Annotated in this window: 17 protein-coding genes; all 17 read left to right on the top strand. The window is 45.1% G+C overall.

The window, feature by feature from the left end:
- Window positions 1–24: 24 nt before the first annotated feature.
- A complete protein-coding gene (locus tag V2H77_RS23080; protein ID WP_265378435.1) occupies window positions 25–1,002 on the top strand; it encodes a PhoH family protein in 978 nt (325 codons plus the stop codon).
- The gene (gene ybeY / locus V2H77_RS23075; protein WP_341500638.1) at window positions 999–1,466 is read left to right on the top strand and encodes an rRNA maturation RNase YbeY; all 468 of its coding nucleotides are present in this window, start codon (window positions 999–1,001) and stop codon (window positions 1,464–1,466) included. The genes V2H77_RS23080 and ybeY overlap by 4 nt, the downstream gene beginning before the upstream one ends.
- Before the next feature lie 72 nt (window positions 1,467–1,538).
- Window positions 1,539–2,420: a CNNM family magnesium/cobalt transport protein CorC gene (gene corC, locus V2H77_RS23070; RefSeq protein ID WP_341500637.1), complete on the top strand. Its 882-nt coding sequence runs from the start codon at window positions 1,539–1,541 to the stop codon at window positions 2,418–2,420.
- 7 nt (window positions 2,421–2,427) lie between these two features.
- Window positions 2,428–3,957 (top strand): apolipoprotein N-acyltransferase, encoded by a 1,530-nt coding sequence (gene lnt, locus V2H77_RS23065; protein ID WP_341500636.1) that lies wholly within the window; start codon window positions 2,428–2,430, stop codon window positions 3,955–3,957.
- Window positions 3,958–4,539: 582 nt separating this feature from the next.
- Window positions 4,540–5,433, top strand: a complete 894-nt coding sequence (locus V2H77_RS23060; RefSeq protein WP_341500635.1) for an amino acid ABC transporter substrate-binding protein — start codon at window positions 4,540–4,542, stop codon at window positions 5,431–5,433.
- 133 nt (window positions 5,434–5,566) lie between these two features.
- The gene (locus V2H77_RS23055; protein ID WP_341500634.1) at window positions 5,567–6,307 is read left to right on the top strand and encodes an amino acid ABC transporter permease; all 741 of its coding nucleotides are present in this window, start codon (window positions 5,567–5,569) and stop codon (window positions 6,305–6,307) included.
- Window positions 6,308–6,982, top strand: a complete 675-nt coding sequence (gene gltK / locus V2H77_RS23050) for a glutamate/aspartate ABC transporter permease GltK (protein WP_341500633.1) — start codon at window positions 6,308–6,310, stop codon at window positions 6,980–6,982.
- A complete protein-coding gene (locus tag V2H77_RS23045) occupies window positions 6,982–7,707 on the top strand; it encodes an amino acid ABC transporter ATP-binding protein (RefSeq protein ID WP_341500632.1) in 726 nt (241 codons plus the stop codon). The genes gltK and V2H77_RS23045 overlap by 1 nt, the downstream gene beginning before the upstream one ends.
- Window positions 7,708–7,869: 162 nt before the next feature.
- Entirely contained in the window at window positions 7,870–10,452 is a 2,583-nt protein-coding gene (gene leuS / locus V2H77_RS23040) for a leucine--tRNA ligase (protein ID WP_341500631.1), read from the top strand.
- A 13-nt stretch (window positions 10,453–10,465) separates the two neighbouring features.
- Complete coding sequence (gene lptE / locus V2H77_RS23035) at window positions 10,466–11,014, top strand: LPS assembly lipoprotein LptE (protein WP_139656178.1); 549 nt, start codon at window positions 10,466–10,468, stop codon at window positions 11,012–11,014.
- Window positions 11,011–12,051 carry a DNA polymerase III subunit delta gene (gene holA, locus V2H77_RS23030; RefSeq protein ID WP_265378411.1) on the top strand — a complete coding sequence of 347 codons (1,041 nt, stop codon included), beginning with the start codon at window positions 11,011–11,013 and terminating at the stop codon, window positions 12,049–12,051. Before lptE ends, holA begins: the two co-directional genes overlap by 4 nt.
- Window positions 12,035–12,712 (top strand): nicotinate-nucleotide adenylyltransferase, encoded by a 678-nt coding sequence (nadD, locus tag V2H77_RS23025; RefSeq protein ID WP_341500630.1) that lies wholly within the window; start codon window positions 12,035–12,037, stop codon window positions 12,710–12,712. The genes holA and nadD overlap by 17 nt, the downstream gene beginning before the upstream one ends.
- A gap of 98 nt (window positions 12,713–12,810) precedes the next feature.
- Window positions 12,811–13,137 (top strand): ribosome silencing factor, encoded by a 327-nt coding sequence (gene rsfS / locus V2H77_RS23020; RefSeq protein ID WP_341500629.1) that lies wholly within the window; start codon window positions 12,811–12,813, stop codon window positions 13,135–13,137.
- A gap of 2 nt (window positions 13,138–13,139) precedes the next feature.
- Window positions 13,140–13,610, top strand: a complete 471-nt coding sequence (rlmH, locus tag V2H77_RS23015; protein ID WP_341500628.1) for a 23S rRNA (pseudouridine(1915)-N(3))-methyltransferase RlmH — start codon at window positions 13,140–13,142, stop codon at window positions 13,608–13,610.
- Window positions 13,611–13,649: 39 nt separating this feature from the next.
- Window positions 13,650–15,545: a peptidoglycan DD-transpeptidase MrdA gene (mrdA, locus tag V2H77_RS23010; protein WP_341500627.1), complete on the top strand. Its 1,896-nt coding sequence runs from the start codon at window positions 13,650–13,652 to the stop codon at window positions 15,543–15,545.
- A gap of 8 nt (window positions 15,546–15,553) precedes the next feature.
- On the top strand, window positions 15,554–16,666 hold the full coding sequence (gene mrdB / locus V2H77_RS23005) for a peptidoglycan glycosyltransferase MrdB (protein WP_341500626.1): 1,113 nt from the start codon (window positions 15,554–15,556) through the stop codon (window positions 16,664–16,666).
- A 13-nt stretch (window positions 16,667–16,679) separates the two neighbouring features.
- Entirely contained in the window at window positions 16,680–17,690 is a 1,011-nt protein-coding gene (gene rlpA, locus V2H77_RS23000; RefSeq protein ID WP_341500625.1) for an endolytic peptidoglycan transglycosylase RlpA, read from the top strand.
- The last annotated feature ends 95 nt before the right edge of the window (window positions 17,691–17,785 follow it).

Raw genomic sequence — 17,785 nt, 5'->3', positions numbered from 1 at the left:
GAACCAGCCGATAATCAGCGCCTAATGAGCCTGTGTGGTCCGTTTGATGACAATTTGAAGCAGCTTGAACGCCGGTTAGGTATTGAAATTAGCCGTCGTGATAACCGTTTTAAACTGATGGGCAAACCGCTGTGCGTTAGCGCAGCCACTAATATCCTGCGGCATTTATATGCGGAAACCTCTCCTATCCGTGGAGTGATCCCTGATATCAAACCAGAACAGATTCATCTGGCAATTACCGAAAGCCGGGTTCTGGAGCAAACCGCCGAGAGCATACCCGAATACGGTAAAGCCGTTAACATTCGCACCAAACGAGGTATGGTGAAACCACGCACACCCAATCAGGCACAATATATTGCTAATATTCTTAGCCATGATATTACGTTTGGGATTGGCCCTGCCGGCACGGGAAAAACTTACCTAGCCGTTGCTGCTGCGGTTGATGCACTGGAACGGCAGGAAATCCGCCGTATCCTGCTAACCCGTCCAGCGGTAGAAGCGGGCGAAAAATTGGGTTTTCTACCTGGCGACCTGAGCCAAAAAGTTGATCCGTACCTGCGCCCACTCTACGATGCCTTGTTTGAAATGCTAGGTTTTGAAAAAGTTGAGAAGCTGATCGAGCGTAACGTGATTGAAGTTGCCCCATTAGCTTATATGCGCGGACGAACCTTAAACGACGCTTTTATTATTCTGGATGAGAGCCAGAACACGACCATCGAACAGATGAAAATGTTCCTGACCCGTATCGGCTTCAACTCCAAAGCGGTTGTTACCGGTGACGTTACACAGATCGACCTGCCTCGTGGGCAGAAATCCGGCCTACGCCATGCCATTGAAGTTCTATCAGGCGTCGGCGAGCTGAGTTTCAACTTTTTCCACAGTGATGACGTTGTCCGTCACCCGGTTGTTGCCAAAGTTGTCATTGCCTATGAAGAGTGGGAAGCAACTGAGCAAAAACGCAAACAGGCACTCAGTGAACAACGCAAGCAGGAAGCACAATGAGTTCAGTAATACTTGATTTACAAATTGCTTGTGAACATTCACAAGATCTTCCTGAAGAAACCCTGTTCCAGCGCTGGCTGGATGGGGTTTTACCTCAATTTCAATCTGAAAGTGAAGTCACTATCCGCATTGTTGATGAGGCAGAAAGCCACGATCTAAATCTGACCTACCGTGGTAAAGATAAACCAACAAATGTGTTATCTTTCCCATTTGAAGCACCACCAGAGGTTAATTTACCCCTGCTTGGCGATCTCATTATCTGTCGTCAGGTTGTTGAAAAAGAAGCGGAGGAGCAACAAAAAACCGTAGAAGAACATTGGGCGCATATGGTTATACACGGCTGTCTACATTTGCTGGGTTATGACCATATCGAAGATGATGAAGCGGAAGAAATGGAATCTTTGGAAACAGAAATTATGCAAGAGTTAGGTTATGCTGACCCCTACCTTGCAGAAAAAGAGTAACCATTCGTACCATTTTTATGCTAAAAAATACCAACAATAACTTATTTAGTGGGAAATTTTCATTAAAACGCCATGAGCGACGACCATCCTTCAAGTAACGACAACCCTAGCCCTAAGAAAGGGTTTTTCACTCTTCTTCTTAACCAGCTTTTTCACGGTGAGCCAAAAAGCCGTGACGAGCTGGTGGAATTGATCCGTGACTCTGAACAAAACGATCTGATTGATCCTGATACCCGCGATATGCTCGAAGGGGTAATGGATATTTCCGATCAGCGTGTCCGGGATATCATGATCCCCCGTTCCCAAATCGTTACCTTAAAACGTAATCAAACTCTGGACGAATGTCTGGATGTCATTATCGATTCGGCTCACTCTCGTTTCCCTGTGATCAGTGAAGACAAAGATCATATTGAAGGGATGTTAATGGCAAAAGACCTATTGCCATTTATGCGTACCGATGCTCCACCATTCAGCATAGATAAAGTTCTGCGTCAGGCTGTCGTTGTACCTGAAAGTAAACGGGTTGACCGCATGCTGAAAGAATTCCGTTCTCAACGTTATCACATGGCAATTGTCATTGATGAGTTTGGTGGGGTATCGGGCCTAGTCACTATCGAAGATATTCTTGAACTGATCGTCGGTGAAATTGAAGACGAATATGATGAAGAAGAAGATGTCGATATTCGTACCTTGAGCCGTCATACCTATACGGTACGAGCGCTAACTCAGATTGAAGACTTTAATGAAGCCTTTAGCACCCAATTCAGCGATGAAGAAGTGGATACTATTGGCGGTCTGGTTATGCAGGCATTTGGTCATTTGCCCGCCAGAGGGGAATCCGTTGATATCAATGGTTATCTCTTTAAAGTGGCTATGGCCGATAGCCGAAGAATTATTCAGGTTTATGTTACGATACCGGATGATGCGCCAATACCTAACCTCGAAGAAGAATAAAATCTGAATGAACAAAGCTTCATTATTAAATTGCCAGCGGCTGCGCGCCCTACTGGCGCTATTTTTTGGAGCCAGTGGAACACTGGCTTTTTCGCCTTTTGACTTCTGGCCTGCCGCTATTATCTCCCTGTTTGGACTACAACTTCTGACTTTGAACAGAACACCCCGACAAGCGGCATTTATTGCTTTTTGTTGGGGATTCGGTCTGTTTGGCAGTGGTACAAACTGGGTGTATGTCAGCATTGCCAATTTCGGCGGCATGCCAACTGCGGTCAATATTCTGCTGGTCATATTGCTTGCCGCCTACCTCTCGCTCTATCCTGCTTTATTCGCTGGCTTACTCAATCGTTTCTTCGCAAAAACGAACGGGGTGAGGCTGGCTGTAGCAGCACCTGCATTATGGCAACTCACCGAATTCCTGCGAGGCTGGATTCTGACCGGTTTTCCCTGGCTACAATTCGGCTATAGCCAATTAGACGGTCCAATGAAAGCCATTGCGCCAATTTTGGGTGTTGAGGCCATCACTTTCCTGTTAATGGCTCTTAGCGGGTTATTCGTTCTGGCTGTCATACATCGGAAAATAGTCGCGGGTATTATTGCTGTCGCCATTCTGCTATTACCGTGGTCAATACGCCATTATCAGTGGTACAACCTACTGCCTGAAAAAACAGTTGATGTCGCGCTAGTTCAGGGAAATATTCCACAATCCCTGAAATGGGACCCTAACATGCTTAGCAAAACTATGGACATCTACATGGGCAACAGCCTGCCATACATCGGCAAAATACCGATAATCATCTGGCCTGAGTCCGCCATTCCTTCATTGGAAAATTATCAACGCAACTTTCTAACAAAATTGGATGAACTGTTACGTAATCAACATACCAGCCTTATTACCGGTATTGTCGATGAAAGAGCCGTTGGCGACAGTGATAAGATCTATAACAGTGTGATTGTCCTTGGCGATAAAAAACCTTATCAATATCCGGCAGCTATTCGCTACGATAAATATCATCTGGTACCATTTGGTGAATTTGTTCCGTTGGAATCTCTACTCCGCCCTCTGGCGCCATTCTTCAACTTACCCATGTCTTCATTCAGTCGCGGCAACTACATTCAACCACAGCTTTCTGTTGCAGGATATAACCTGACCGCCGCTATTTGTTATGAAATTATACTGGGTGAACAAGTTCGTGCGAATTTCAAACCGGATACTGAATTCTTACTCACTGTTTCCAATGATGCTTGGTTTGGTGGTTCAATTGGCCCCTGGCAACATTTCCAAATGGCACGCATGCGCTCCCTCGAATTAGGACGCCCATTATTACGTAGTACCAATAACGGTATTACGGCCGTTATCAGCCCGGACGGAGAAGTGCAAGCAGCACTCCCTCAATTTACCCGTAATGTTTTGGCAGCTAAAGTGACCCCCGCAACCGGAATAACACCCTATGCTCGCTGGGGTAACTGGCCGGTATGGATAATTACCGTATTATTCGCCCTGTTTGCCTTAACATATAACCGCCGTAAATCTTGAACCAGATATCCATATGGTCAAAAGGGAGCGAAACGGCTCCCTTGCCCCACGCAAAAACAGATTAACTTTTAATCCATTTTCCATCCAATTGATAGAAAAACAAAGGAGTAACAAGTTATGCAAGCAAAACTACCGTTGACCCATCCTAAAATAATTTGGCATGGTTAATAATCAACCGTGCCAACTCCCAATAACTGATATTACTCTACGTTATACAAATAATTTACTTAAACAACTTATTAGTATTAATTTTTTACCCTCTTTACTATTTTGGCACGCTAATTGCTGTTATCTCTATGAATGAAAAGGAAAATAGCGGTTTCACTAACCAAAAACGGGAAGACGCACTAAAAAAATGATAATCACGCACCTTTATTGTGCAAGATAAGCAACATTGTTCATTTATAGTGCGAGACAGCTCCCGAAATAGAAACAATTCATTTTCATTACCTAACCCTTTTGTACTATTTTTTAACACTATATATACATATAACAGCAAATGATCCTCGATTAAAAACAAATCACAGAGAGACTTTTGCAAACACAACATCGCAAACGATAGCCACATTAAAGGAGTTGTATATGCGTATGCGTAACCTAGTATTAACCATGATGTTACTTGGCATGGCGGGGGCTGTTCAGGCCGAAGAATTAACGGGAACACTGAAAAAGATTAAAGATGATGGCGTGATCATTGTGGGGCACCGTGAATCTTCCGTACCTTTTGCTTACTACGATAATCATCAAAAAGTCGTCGGCTACTCTCAGGATTACTCTAATCTGATTGTTGAAGCAGTGAAGAAGAAACTGGACATGCCAAATCTGCAAGTAAAATTGATACCCGTGACTTCTCAAAATCGTATCCCACTGTTGCAAAATGGGACTTATGATTTCGAATGCGGTTCCACTACCAACAACCTTGAACGCCAAAAACAAGTCACTTTCTCAAACTCTATCTTTATTGTTAATACACGTTTGCTGACTAAAAAAGGTTCCGGTATAAAAGATTTCCCTGATTTAGCAGGTAAAAATGTCGTTGTCTCAGCAGGTACCACTTCTGAAATATTGCTGAATAAACTCAACGATGAAAAAAACATGAAAATGCGCATCATCAGTGCAAAAGATCATGGTGACTCATTCCGTACTCTGGAATCTGGCCGTGCCATCGCCTTTATGGTGGACGATGCTCTGCTAGCAGGTGAACGCGCCAAAGCGAAAAAACCTGATCAGTGGGAAATTGTTGGCACGCCTCAGTCTAGAGAAGCCTATGGTTGTATCTCACGCAAAGACGATCTCCAATTCAAGAAGCTGATCGATGAAACCATCGTTCAGGCGCAAACCTCTGGAGAGGCGGAGAAATCATTTGAGCGCTGGTTCAAACACCCGATTCCGCCTAAGAATCTGAACCTGAACTTCTCTTTGTCTGATGAAATGAAAGCACTATTTAAATCGCCAAATGATAAGGCGCTTGACTAAAAATATAATTAAAAAAATGACTATTTGATTGGCATCACAGGGTGCGAGGTGGTCGTTCCCTACCTCGCTTTTTTTTCTCAGCCAATCAATCGTTTTCAGGGGATCAAGCTACACCCTCACAGGGAGTATTATTATGTCAATCGATTGGAACTGGGGCATCTTTTTGCAAGCTGCCCCCTTCGGCAATACGACTTATCTAGGCTGGTTAATAGCTGGATTTCAGGTGACGATTGCCTTATCTATCTGCGCCTGGATTATCGCTTTTATTGTCGGCTCGCTGTTCGGCATTTTACGCACTGTTCCCAATAAAATATTATCTGGGATAGGTACCTGTTATGTTGAGCTCTTTCGTAACATACCGCTGATAGTTCAATTTTTTATCTGGTATCTGGTTGTACCTGAATTACTGCCAGAAAAAACCAGTCAGTGGTTTAAAACTGAACTGGACCCTAATATCCAATTTTTTCTCTCATCCACGGTCTGTTTAGGTCTTTTCACCGCTGCACGCGTGTGCGAACAGGTTCGTGCCGCTATACAATCACTACCGCGCGGTCAAAAATCGGCAGGGCTGGCAATGGGGCTAACCTTGCCACAAACCTATCGCTATGTCCTATTACCCAATGCCTATCGAGTGATCATTCCACCCATGACGTCAGAAATGATGAATTTGGTAAAAAACTCCGCCATTGCCTCCACTATTGGCTTGGTAGATATGGCAGCACAGGCAGGTAAGCTACTTGATTACTCAGCACATGCTTATGAAACATTTACGGCCATTACACTGGCCTATATCGCAGTCAATCTGGTGATTATGCTTGCCATGCACTTGCTTGAGAAAAAAGTACGTTTACCGGGCAACATTGGAGGTCAATAAATGTACGAGTTTGACTGGAGTTCGGTTGTCCCCAGTATCCCATTTCTGCTACAAGGCTTAGTCATTACAGCAAAAATCACTATTATTGCTGTTGTTGTCGGTATTCTCTGGGGAACCGCGCTGGCCGTTATGCGGCTCTCTTCGGTAAAAGTACTGAGCTGGTTTGCCACTTTATATGTCAATCTATTCCGTTCTGTGCCACTGGTTATGGTACTGTTATGGTTCTACCTGATTGTGCCTAGTCTGGTGCAGAATGTTCTGGGGATTTCTCCGAAAACAGATATTCGTTTAATTTCAGCTATGGTTGCATTCGCCTTTTTCGAAGCAGCTTACTATTCAGAAATTATCCGGGCGGGAATTCAGAGTATCTCCCGTGGGCAATCTTCGGCAGCACTGGCATTGGGTATGACGCCAATGCAAAGTATGAGACTGGTTATTCTGCCTCAGGCATTCCGTGCGATGACTCCGCTGTTACTGACACAGGGGATCGTACTGTTTCAAGACACCTCATTGGTGTATGTGCTCAGTCTGGCGGACTTTTTCCGTACTGCGGCAAATATCGGTGAGCGTGATGGCACTCAGGTCGAAATGATCCTATTTGCTGGTTTGGTTTATTTTATTATTAGTATTGCCGCATCTATGCTGGTTAACTATTTGAAGAAAAGGACTGTTTGATGATCTCCCTGAAAAATGTATCCAAGTGGTATGGCCAATTTCAGGTTCTCTCCGACTGCTCAACTGAAGTTAAAAAAGGTGAAGTCGTTGTGGTCTGCGGCCCATCAGGCTCAGGCAAATCCACCCTGATAAAAACCGTCAATGGTCTGGAATCCATCCAACAGGGTGAAATTCTGGTTAGTGACATTAAAGTTAATGACAAAAACACCAATCTGGCGCAACTACGTTCAAAAGTCGGCATGGTGTTCCAGCATTTTGAGCTGTTCCCCCATCTATCCATCATTGAGAATTTAACTCTAGCGCAGATTAAAGTGCTTAATCGTGATAAAAAAGCGGCAGAAGAAAAAGGGTTGAAATTACTTGAACGCGTTGGGCTTGCCAGTCAAGCGAATAAATTCCCGTCTCAACTTTCCGGTGGTCAACAACAACGTGTAGCAATCGCCCGTGCCCTTTGTATGGACCCGATTGCCATGCTATTTGACGAACCCACTTCCGCACTCGACCCTGAAATGATCAATGAAGTGCTTGATGTCATGGTTAAACTGGCAAACGAAGGGATGACCATGATGGTTGTTACTCACGAAATGGGCTTCGCCCGTAAGGTAGCCAATCGGGTTATCTTTATGGATGAAGGCAAGATTGTCGAAGATAGCAAGAAAGAAGATTTCTTTGCGAATCCAAAATCAGATCGCGCCAAAGAATTTTTAGCTAAAATTCTTCACTAGCCTTATTTCATCCCCGGTGGTGACACCCGTCGCCATCGGATTTTCCCTCAGAACCTCTGTTTCTTATATATCAAATCAGATATGCTATGCCGATCTCATATTTTACCAACTAAATGATTGCTACAAGCGTAGCTTTTTACTCACCATAGGATTATCGGTGCCATGCAAGAACAATACCGTCCAGAAGATATAGAGCCGCAAGTTCAGCTTCACTGGCAAGAGAAGCAAACTTTTAAAGTGACAGAAGATAACAGCAAAGAAAAATATTACTGCCTGTCCATGCTACCTTACCCTTCTGGTCGACTACACATGGGCCATGTACGCAACTACACTATCGGCGATGTTATCTCCCGCTATCAACGTATGCTTGGTAAAAACGTCTTGCAACCTATCGGTTGGGATGCGTTTGGTCTGCCTGCGGAAGGGGCTGCGGTCAAAAACAATACCGCGCCTGCTCCGTGGACCTATGCCAACATCGAATATATGAAAGGCCAATTGAAAACACTGGGCTTCGGTTACGATTGGGATCGTGAAGTCACAACCTGTACCCCAGAATATTACCGTTGGGAACAGTGGTTCTTCACCAAATTGTATGAAAAGGGCCTGGTTTATAAAAAAACCTCCGCAGTTAACTGGTGCCCTCACGATCTGACCGTTCTGGCTAATGAACAAGTGGTCGATGGCTGTTGTTGGCGTTGTGACACTAAAGTTGAACGTAAAGAAATTCCGCAATGGTTTATCAAGATCACTGATTATGCCGAAGAGTTACTAAACGATCTGGATACACTGGAAGAGTGGCCTGAACAGGTCAAAACCATGCAACGCAACTGGATTGGTCGTTCCGAGGGAGTAGAAATCACTTTTGATGTGGTTGATAGTCAGGAGAAGCTGACCGTCTATACTACTCGACCTGATACGTTCCTCGGCGCCACTTATGTTGCAGTTGCCGCCGGTCATCCTCTGGCAAAACAAGCAGCAAAAAATAACTCTGAACTGGTTGCTTTCATTGATGAGTGCCGTAATACCAAAGTTGCAGAAGCAGATATGGCAACAATGGAGAAGAAAGGCATGGCAACCGGTATGTTTGCTATTCATCCATTGACCAAAGAGAAAGTGGCAATCTGGGTTGCAAACTTCGTTCTGATGGAATACGGCACCGGTGCTGTCATGGCCGTTCCCGGCCACGATCAACGCGATTGGGAATTTGCGACAAAATATAACCTGCCAATGAAAGCCGTTATTCTGGACAATGAAGGTAATGAACCAAATGTTCATGAAGCCCCGGTAACGGATAAGAATGTTCTGTTTAATTCCGGTGAATTTAGCGGCCTGAATCACGAAGCTGGTTTTAATGCCATTGCAGATAAACTGGTGGAAATGGGCGTAGGTAAACGTAAAGTCAACTATCGTCTGCGTGACTGGGGGGTTTCCCGTCAACGTTACTGGGGCGCTCCTATTCCAATGGCAACACTGGAAGATGGCACGGTTGTTCCAGTTCCAGCAGATCAACTGCCTGTTATTCTGCCGGAGGATGTCAAAATGGATGGCATCACCAGCCCAATTAAAGCTGATCCTGAGTGGGCAAAAACCACTATCAACGGCCAACCAGCACTGCGTGAAACAGATACCTTCGATACCTTTATGGAGTCTTCCTGGTACTACGCTCGCTATACCTGTCCAGATTATGACAAAGGTCTGCTCGATCCAGCAGCGGCTAACTATTGGTTACCAGTTGACCAATACATCGGTGGTATCGAACATGCCATCATGCATCTGATGTATTTCCGTTTCTTCCACAAACTGATGCGTGATGCGGGCCTGGTCAATTCCAATGAACCCGCTAAACGCCTGTTATGTCAGGGCATGGTTCTAGCCGATGCTTTTTATTACATCGGCAAAAATGGTGAAAAAATCTGGGTTTCCCCATCTGATACTATCGTTGAGCGCGATGATAAAGGCCGTATCGTTAAAGCGACGGATAAAGAAGGTCATGAGCTGGTTTATACCGGCATGAGCAAAATGTCTAAATCCAAAAATAACGGTATTGACCCACAATTGATGGTAGAAAAATATGGTGCTGATACCGTTCGCCTGTTCATGATGTTCGCTGCGCCGCCAGAACTGACGCTAGAATGGCAAGAATCCAGTGTTGAAGGGGCAAACCGCTTCCTGAAACGTGTGTGGCGCTTGGTTTATGAACACAGCAGCAAAGGTGCAACCCAACCACTGGACGTCGCAAACCTGACAGTAGAACAAAAAGATCTATTCCGTGATCTGCACAAAACCATCGCTAAAGTCACAGATGATGTTGGTCGCCGCCAAGCATTCAATACTGCTATCGCTGCGGTAATGGAATTGATGAATAAACTGACCCGCGTACCACAAGAAACTGAGCAGGATCGCGCTCTGATGCAAGAAGCGCTGTTGGCGGTTGTCCGTATGTTGTCGCCAATAACTCCTCATGCTTGTTTTACTATGTGGCAAGCTCTGGGCGGTCAGGGTGACATTGATACGGCTGATTGGCCACAAGCTGATGAACAGGCAATGGTTGACGATACTAAGTTAGTCGTCATCCAAGTTAACGGTAAAGTGCGTGGTCGTGTTACTGTGCCAGCCGATGCGACTAAAGAATATGTTCATGATATGGCAGCAAAAGAGTATGGTGTGGCGAAATACCTTGAAGGCGTCACTGTTCGCAAAGTCATTTATGTACCAGGTAAACTGCTGAATCTGGTCGTCGGCTGATAAAGGAGGCAATGTGCGACATCGTATATTAACGTTGTTGCTGGGGTTAGCGGTGCTGGTCACCGCTGGCTGCGGTTTTCATCTGCGCGGCACCACTCAGGTGCCCCCGGAACTCAAAAAGCTGCAATTAACAAGCGGTGACCCATATGGGCCACTAGCCCGTTCTGTTCGTCAACAGCTTCGTCTGAATAACGTCACTATCCTTGAGGATGGTAGCGCTGATATTCCGATTTTGAAGTTAATCGGCTCTTCTGAAAATAAAGATACTGTCTCTGTTTTCCAAGATGGTAAAGCTGCTGAACGCCAATTGACACTGTATGTCGATGCGCAGGTCATTATGCCAGACGGTAGCGTATATCCGCTACGATCCAGGATTGATCGCTCTTTTTTCGACAACCCGTTAGAAGCCCTGGCAAAAGATGCTGAAAACGAGATTATCAATCAGGAAATGCGTGAACAAGCTGCTCGCCAGTTAGTTCGCCAGCTATTGACCGTTCATAGCGCAGAAAAGCAAAAAGTCAGAGAAAAACAGGCGGGACAACAAGCTGCGCAAGCACAATGATCAAACTCTATCCCGAACAACTGATTTCGCAGCTCAATGAGGGGCTGCGAAACTGTTATCTAATATGGGGCAATGAACCCCTACTATTACAGGAAAGCCAGGATCATATCCGCAGGGCTGCTGAAAAGCACGCTTTCACTGAACACTTTACCTATACACTAGATAATCATACCGAATGGGATGAGATATTCAGTGTTTGTCAGTCATTAAGTCTGTTTGCTAGCCGCCAAACACTCACTTTGTTCCTGCCGGAAAACGGCCCTAACGCAGCAATGGCTGAACAATTGGTAAAACTGGCAGGGCTTCTTCACCCAGATATACTGCTAATACTACGTGGTCTGAAATTAACCAAGGCTCAAGAGAACAGTAACTGGTTCAAAGAGTTAGGAAAAAACGGCGTTTATGTCAGTTGCCAGACACCAGAACAGAACCGTCTGCCGCAATGGGTTGCGCAACGGGCCAAAGCTATGAAATTGACGCTGGAAGAACAGGCCAATCAACTACTGTGTTACTGTTATGAAGGAAATTTACTCGCGTTGGCTCAGGCACTTGAGCGACTCTCGCTGCTATACCCAGATGGTAAACTGACCTTACATCGTGTCGAAAATGCGGTGAATGATGCAGCTCACTTTACACCTTATCACTGGGTAGATTCGCTATTATCGGGTAAAGCAAAACGAGCCTGGCATATTCTGAAACAGTTAAAACAGGAAGATTGCGAAGCTGTTATTCTATTACGCACCGTACAGCGTGAACTGCTACTACTACTCACACTGAAACGTCAAAGTACCACAACCCCGATGAAAATACTGTTAGATCAACATCGAGTATGGCAAAACCGTCGCCCATTACTGACAAGCGCACTGCAACGTCTCACTCAACATGATTTGCAGCAAGCAATTCATTTACTTGTACAGATGGAACGCCAGATCAAACAGGATTACGGCCAGTCCATTTGGTCAGATTTAGAAACGCTTTCCATGCTGTTATGTGGAAAAACCTTACCTGAGAGCTTTCTTAATGCCTCATACCACTAACTCTACTTGCCCGAAACAACCCGTTATTCAAGCATTATTTGGTGGAACATTCGATCCCATCCATTACGGGCACTTGCAACCAGTTGAAACTCTGGCATATCAAACTGGCCTGAAACAGGTGATTTTACTACCAAATCACGTTCCCCCACACCGCCCACAGCCAGAAGCCACTGCACAACAGCGGCTTAAAATGGTACAACTGGCAGTACAGGACAACCCTCTGTTTACCGTCGATAAGCGTGAACTGGAGCGCACTACCCCCTCTTACACAATCGATACGCTAGAGTCATTCCGTCAAGAACTTGGTAATAAGCAACCACTGGCATTTATAATCGGCCAAGATGCTTTGTTATCACTGCACACTTGGCATCGTTGGCAAGAACTGCTGAGTCTCAGCCACTTGCTGGTTTGTGCTCGTCCCGGTTATCAAACCCAGTTTTCCACAACTGAAATGCAACAATGGCTTACAGAACATCGAGTCTGCGATCCAAACCAGCTTAGCAGTCAACCTAACGGTTATATCTATCTGGCAGATACACCTCTGCTGCTTATTTCAGCGACAGATATCCGTCAACGCCACCAGCAAGGGTTAAGTTGTGACGATTTACTTCCCCCTTCCGTACAAAAGTATATAGATTCACAGGGGTTGTATCGCCAATAGCGAAATCTACCTCGATTAGTCACTTAGTTGGCTTACCCTCAAGTGACCTGACATGCTATTATTCCGCACTATTTAATCAATTGTGATAAAAAATAAGGATGAGCCTTTTGCAAGGTAAAGAACTCCAACAGTTTGTTATTGATAAGCTTGAAAACTCTAAAGTACAGGATATCGTTTCCCTAGATGTCCAAGGGAAATCCAGTATTACCGATTGCATGATTATCTGCACCGGGACCTCCAACCGCCACCTGATGTCTGTCGCAGATAATCTGGTTGATGACTGTCGTTCGAGCGGCCTGATCCCACTTGGCGTTGAAGGACAAGGCGTATCTGATTGGATTGTCGTAGATCTCGGTGAAGTTATCGTACATGTCATGCAGGAAGAGAGTCGCCGCATGTATGAACTTGAAAAGCTCTGGAGCTGAGTTTGAAGCTGCAATTAATTGCTGTAGGTACAAAAATGCCGGACTGGATACAGGCCGGCTTTATAGATTACTTGCGCCGTTTTCCCAAAGACATGCCATTTGATCTGATAGAAATTCCGGCTGGCAAACGGGGCAAAAATGCGGATATTAAGCGCATTCTGGAAAAAGAAGGCGAACAGATGCTGGCCGCTATTGGCAAAGGCAACCGTATTGTTACCCTAGATATTCCGGGTTCCCGTTGGGAAACCCCTCAACTGGCGCAACAGCTTGAACATTGGAAACGAGATGGTAGAGATGTCAGTTTGTTGATAGGCGGACCGGAAGGTCTCGCTCCAGCATGTAAAGCTGCCGCAGAACAAAGCTGGTCACTGTCACCGCTGACTTTACCCCATCCTCTGGTCCGGGTTTTAGTCGCGGAAAGCCTGTACCGGGCATGGAGCATTACCACCAATCATCCCTATCATCGGGAATAATTTGGTTATCAACGGATAAAAGCAAATTCTGGCAATGGGATGAAAAATAAACGTACCCCTTTTCGTGATTATACGGCTGAATCAGCCCTATTTGCTCGCCGCGCATTGGTGGCGTTTATTATCATCCTGGTACTGACTGGTATCCTGATTGCTAATCTTTACCATTTACAAATCACTCGCCACGAAGACTATCAAACCCGTTCAAACGAAAACCGTATTAAACTGGTTCCAATTGCGCCAAGCCGCGGTATCATCTATGACCGTAACGGTACACCATTGGCGCTTAATCGAACCATCTACCAGTTGGAAATCATCCCTGAAAAGGTAGAAAACCTTGAGCAAACGCTGAATGATTTACGCAATGTTATCGATCTGACTGACGAAGACATTGCCAACTTTGAAAAAGAGCGTAAGCGCTCACGCCGCTTTACCTCTATTCCATTGAAAACTTCACTTGATCATATTCAAGTCGCACGCTTTGCCGTTAACCAATATCGTTTCCCTGGTTTTGAAATAAAAGGCTATCAACGCCGCTTCTATCCTTATGGTTCAGCGCTGACGCATATCATCGGCTATGTTGCTAAAATTAACGATAAAGATGTAGAACGATTGGATAAAGAAGGTATTTTACCTAATTACGCAGCTACCCATGACATCGGCAAACTGGGCATTGAACGCTACTATGAAGCTGTTTTACATGGCAAAACAGGTTATGAAGAAGTCGAAGTGAATAACCGAGGCCGGGTGATACGCCAATTACATGAACAACCACCACAGGCCGGGCAAGATATTTACCTCACTATCGATCTTGAATTGCAGATCTACATTGAGAAACTCCTCACAACCAGCCGTGCTGCGGTCGTTGTCAGTGATCCACGTAATGGGGAAATTCTGGCGCTGGTATCTAACCCAAGCTATGATCCAAACTTATTCGTAAACGGCATCTCCAATAAGAACTATCAGGAACTATTAAATAACCCTGATAGGCCGCTAATTAATCGTGCTACTCAAGGAATCTATCCTCCAGCTTCGACCGTAAAACCTTTTATTACCGTTGCGGCGCTAAGCACAGGCGTTATCAATAAAAATACCACCATTTTTGATCCAGGTTGGTGGCAATTACCGGGTTCAGAAAAACGCTACCGTGACTGGAAACGTTGGGGGCACGGTAGCCTCAATGCGCATAGAGCCATCGTAGAATCGGCGGATACTTTCTTCTATCAAGTTGCCTATGATATGGGAATTGATCGTCTATCTGAATGGATGACCAAGTTCGGCTATGGTGAATACACTGGCATCGACTTAGCCGAAGAACGCACTGGTATCATGCCTACTCGTGAATGGAAACAAAGAAAATATAAAAAACCTTGGTATCAAGGAGATACCATTCCTGTCGGCATCGGCCAAGGATATTGGACAGCAACTCCCATTCAAATGGTGAAAGCGCTGATAACCTTAATTAACGATGGTAATGTAAAAACACCGCATTTGTTGCTAAGTAAGAAGCTGAAAGGTGAGATGATCCCTTATCAACAAACAGAAAATATTCAGATTGGCGATATCCATTCAGGATATTGGGAATTGGCAAAAAGCGGCATGTACGGTGTTGCTAACCTGCCAAACGGTACCGGCCACAAGAGTTTTATTGGCACGCCTTATAAAGCCGCGGCCAAATCGGGAACAGCACAGGTCTACAGTTATGAAACCTACAATGCCAGTAAAATTGCTGAACATTTACGGGATCACAAACTGATGATTGCTTTCGCGCCTTATGAAAATCCGACGGTAGCCCTTTCCATTATTTTAGAGAATGGCGGCGCAGGTCCAACAGTGGGAACCCTTGTTCGTCAAATCCTCGACCATGTATTATTGGGGGATAACAACACAACATTGCCAAATGCTGTCCCTACACCTCCCGGAACAGAAAGTGACTGATTAACACCATGACAGAAAACCAAAAAAGGGTTCCTCTCTGGACCAGATTACATATCGACCTACCATTATTACTGTGTATTTTGGCATTGCTGACATACAGTGCTTTTGTGATGTGGAGCGCCAGCGGTCAAGATATGGGTATGATGGAGCGCAAAATTGGTCAAATTGGCGCCGGACTGATTGTCATGCTCATTATGGCGCAAATTCCACCAAGAGTTTATGAAAGCTGGGCGCCCCATCTCTATATTGTTTGTGTCATTTTACTGATTTTTGTCGATGCTTTCGGGCAAATAAGTAAAGGTGCGCAACGTTGGCTGGATTTAGGCATTATCCGCTTCCAACCTTCTGAGATTGCCAAGATCGCAGTACCACTGATGATCGCACGCTTTATGAACCGCGATTTATGCCCTCCATCGCTGAAAAATACCACCATCGCTTTGATGCTTATTTTTCTGCCGACTTTACTGGTCGCCGCTCAACCAGACTTGGGGACTTCAATTCTGATCGCGGCTTCCGGCCTGTTTGTCCTGTTCCTTTCTGGCATGAGTTGGCGGTTGATCGGTATCGCAGCTCTACTGTTAGCCTGTTTTATTCCCATTTTGTGGTTCTTCCTGATGCATGGCTATCAGCGCGATCGCGTCATGATGTTACTTGATCCAGAAAGCGATCCACTAGGCAAGGGTTACCATATTATTCAATCAAAAATCGCGATTGGCTCCGGGGGTTTATCAGGTAAAGGCTGGCTATTAGGAACACAATCTCAATTAGAATTCCTGCCAGAACGTCATACAGATTTCATATTTGCCGTACTGTCAGAAGAACTTGGTTTAATTGGCGTATTACTGTTATTAGCATTATATATGTTATTAATTATGCGTGGACTGGTCATCGCAACTAGGGCACAAAACACTTTTGGCCGGGTTATCGTCGGCGGTCTAGTGTTAATCTTGTTTGTTTATATCTTCGTCAATATCGGCATGGTGAGCGGTATCCTGCCTGTAGTAGGCGTTCCTTTGCCATTTGTCAGTTATGGCGGCTCAGCATTAATCGTCTTAATGGCTGGTTTCGGCATTATCATGTCGATTCACACACACCGAAAATTGTTGTCTAAAAGTTTATAGAGAAGAGGTTTCAATGCGTCAACACTGGCTTATACTTGGCATGATTGCAGCCCTGCTATCCGGCTGTACTACTCCTGACAAACAAAGACCTGCCCCGTTACCAGCAGTACCAACACAGGATGTTCTGGGAGCAGAACCTCGCTACGAGCCTTATCACCCTAGCGCCAATAATGATTATCAGATGAACGGACATACTTATCATATTGTGCAAGCTCCTTCTCAGTTCAGTGAAACAGGTTATGCCAGTTGGTACAGTGAAGAATCTAGCGGCAAAATGACCGCAATTGGCGAGCGTTTTAATCCTTATGCACTGACAGCCGCCCATCCTACCCTGCCAATTCCAAGTTACGTCCGTGTGACCAACTTGAGCAATGGCCGCATGATGATTGTTAGAGTCAATGACCGTGGTCCTTATAAATCAGGCCGAATTATCGATCTCTCGAAGGCTTCCGCTGAACGCTTAAACCTGACTCAAAGCACCAAAGTTAAGGTTGATTTTATTGAGGTGGCCCAGGACGGTTCTATATCTGGTCCCGGTACCATTGGCAGCCGGATAGTTAAACAGAGTTACGCTCTACCGGGTAGACCAACGCTGACAACCAGCCCACTAGGAACACCAACAATGGAGAACGTCCCCGATCAAACTGGCAGCCAGCCTTTAACAAATCAGCCGGAGGAACAGACTCAATCATGGATGGCACAACCGGAAACTACTGAGCAATTACCCGCAATGAAACTGCAACCCCCGAAACCTGTTACAAACAGTACTTCGATAGTAACAGCGCCAACAGCCGCCTCAGCAAATGGTTTTATGGTTCAGGTTGGCGCTGTTAGCAGTGAACAACGAGCAAAAGAGTGGCAACAAACGCTGGAGCAACGCTTTAATGTCCAAGGACGCGTAACTCAATATAGTAATGTTTATCGTGTACAGTTAGGGCCATTCAACAATCGCCAGCAAGCTGCCGATTTACAACAAAAACTGGCTGACCAGATACAGCAATCTTCTTTTATCGTCAGTCCCTAATCGTTCTCTTACTGATATCTCACTTTGATTCAGATATCAGTAAGAGGAGTAAAAAAATGTAAATCTGAGTCTTGTCAAAATTTGGCAATGTCAGT

It is taken from the genome of Photorhabdus sp. P32 (assembly GCF_038085095.1).
Classification (GTDB): domain Bacteria; phylum Pseudomonadota; class Gammaproteobacteria; order Enterobacterales; family Enterobacteriaceae; genus Photorhabdus; species Photorhabdus luminescens.
Note: the sequence above shows the minus strand (reverse complement) of the source record. Positions and strands in the feature narration are given on the sequence as shown.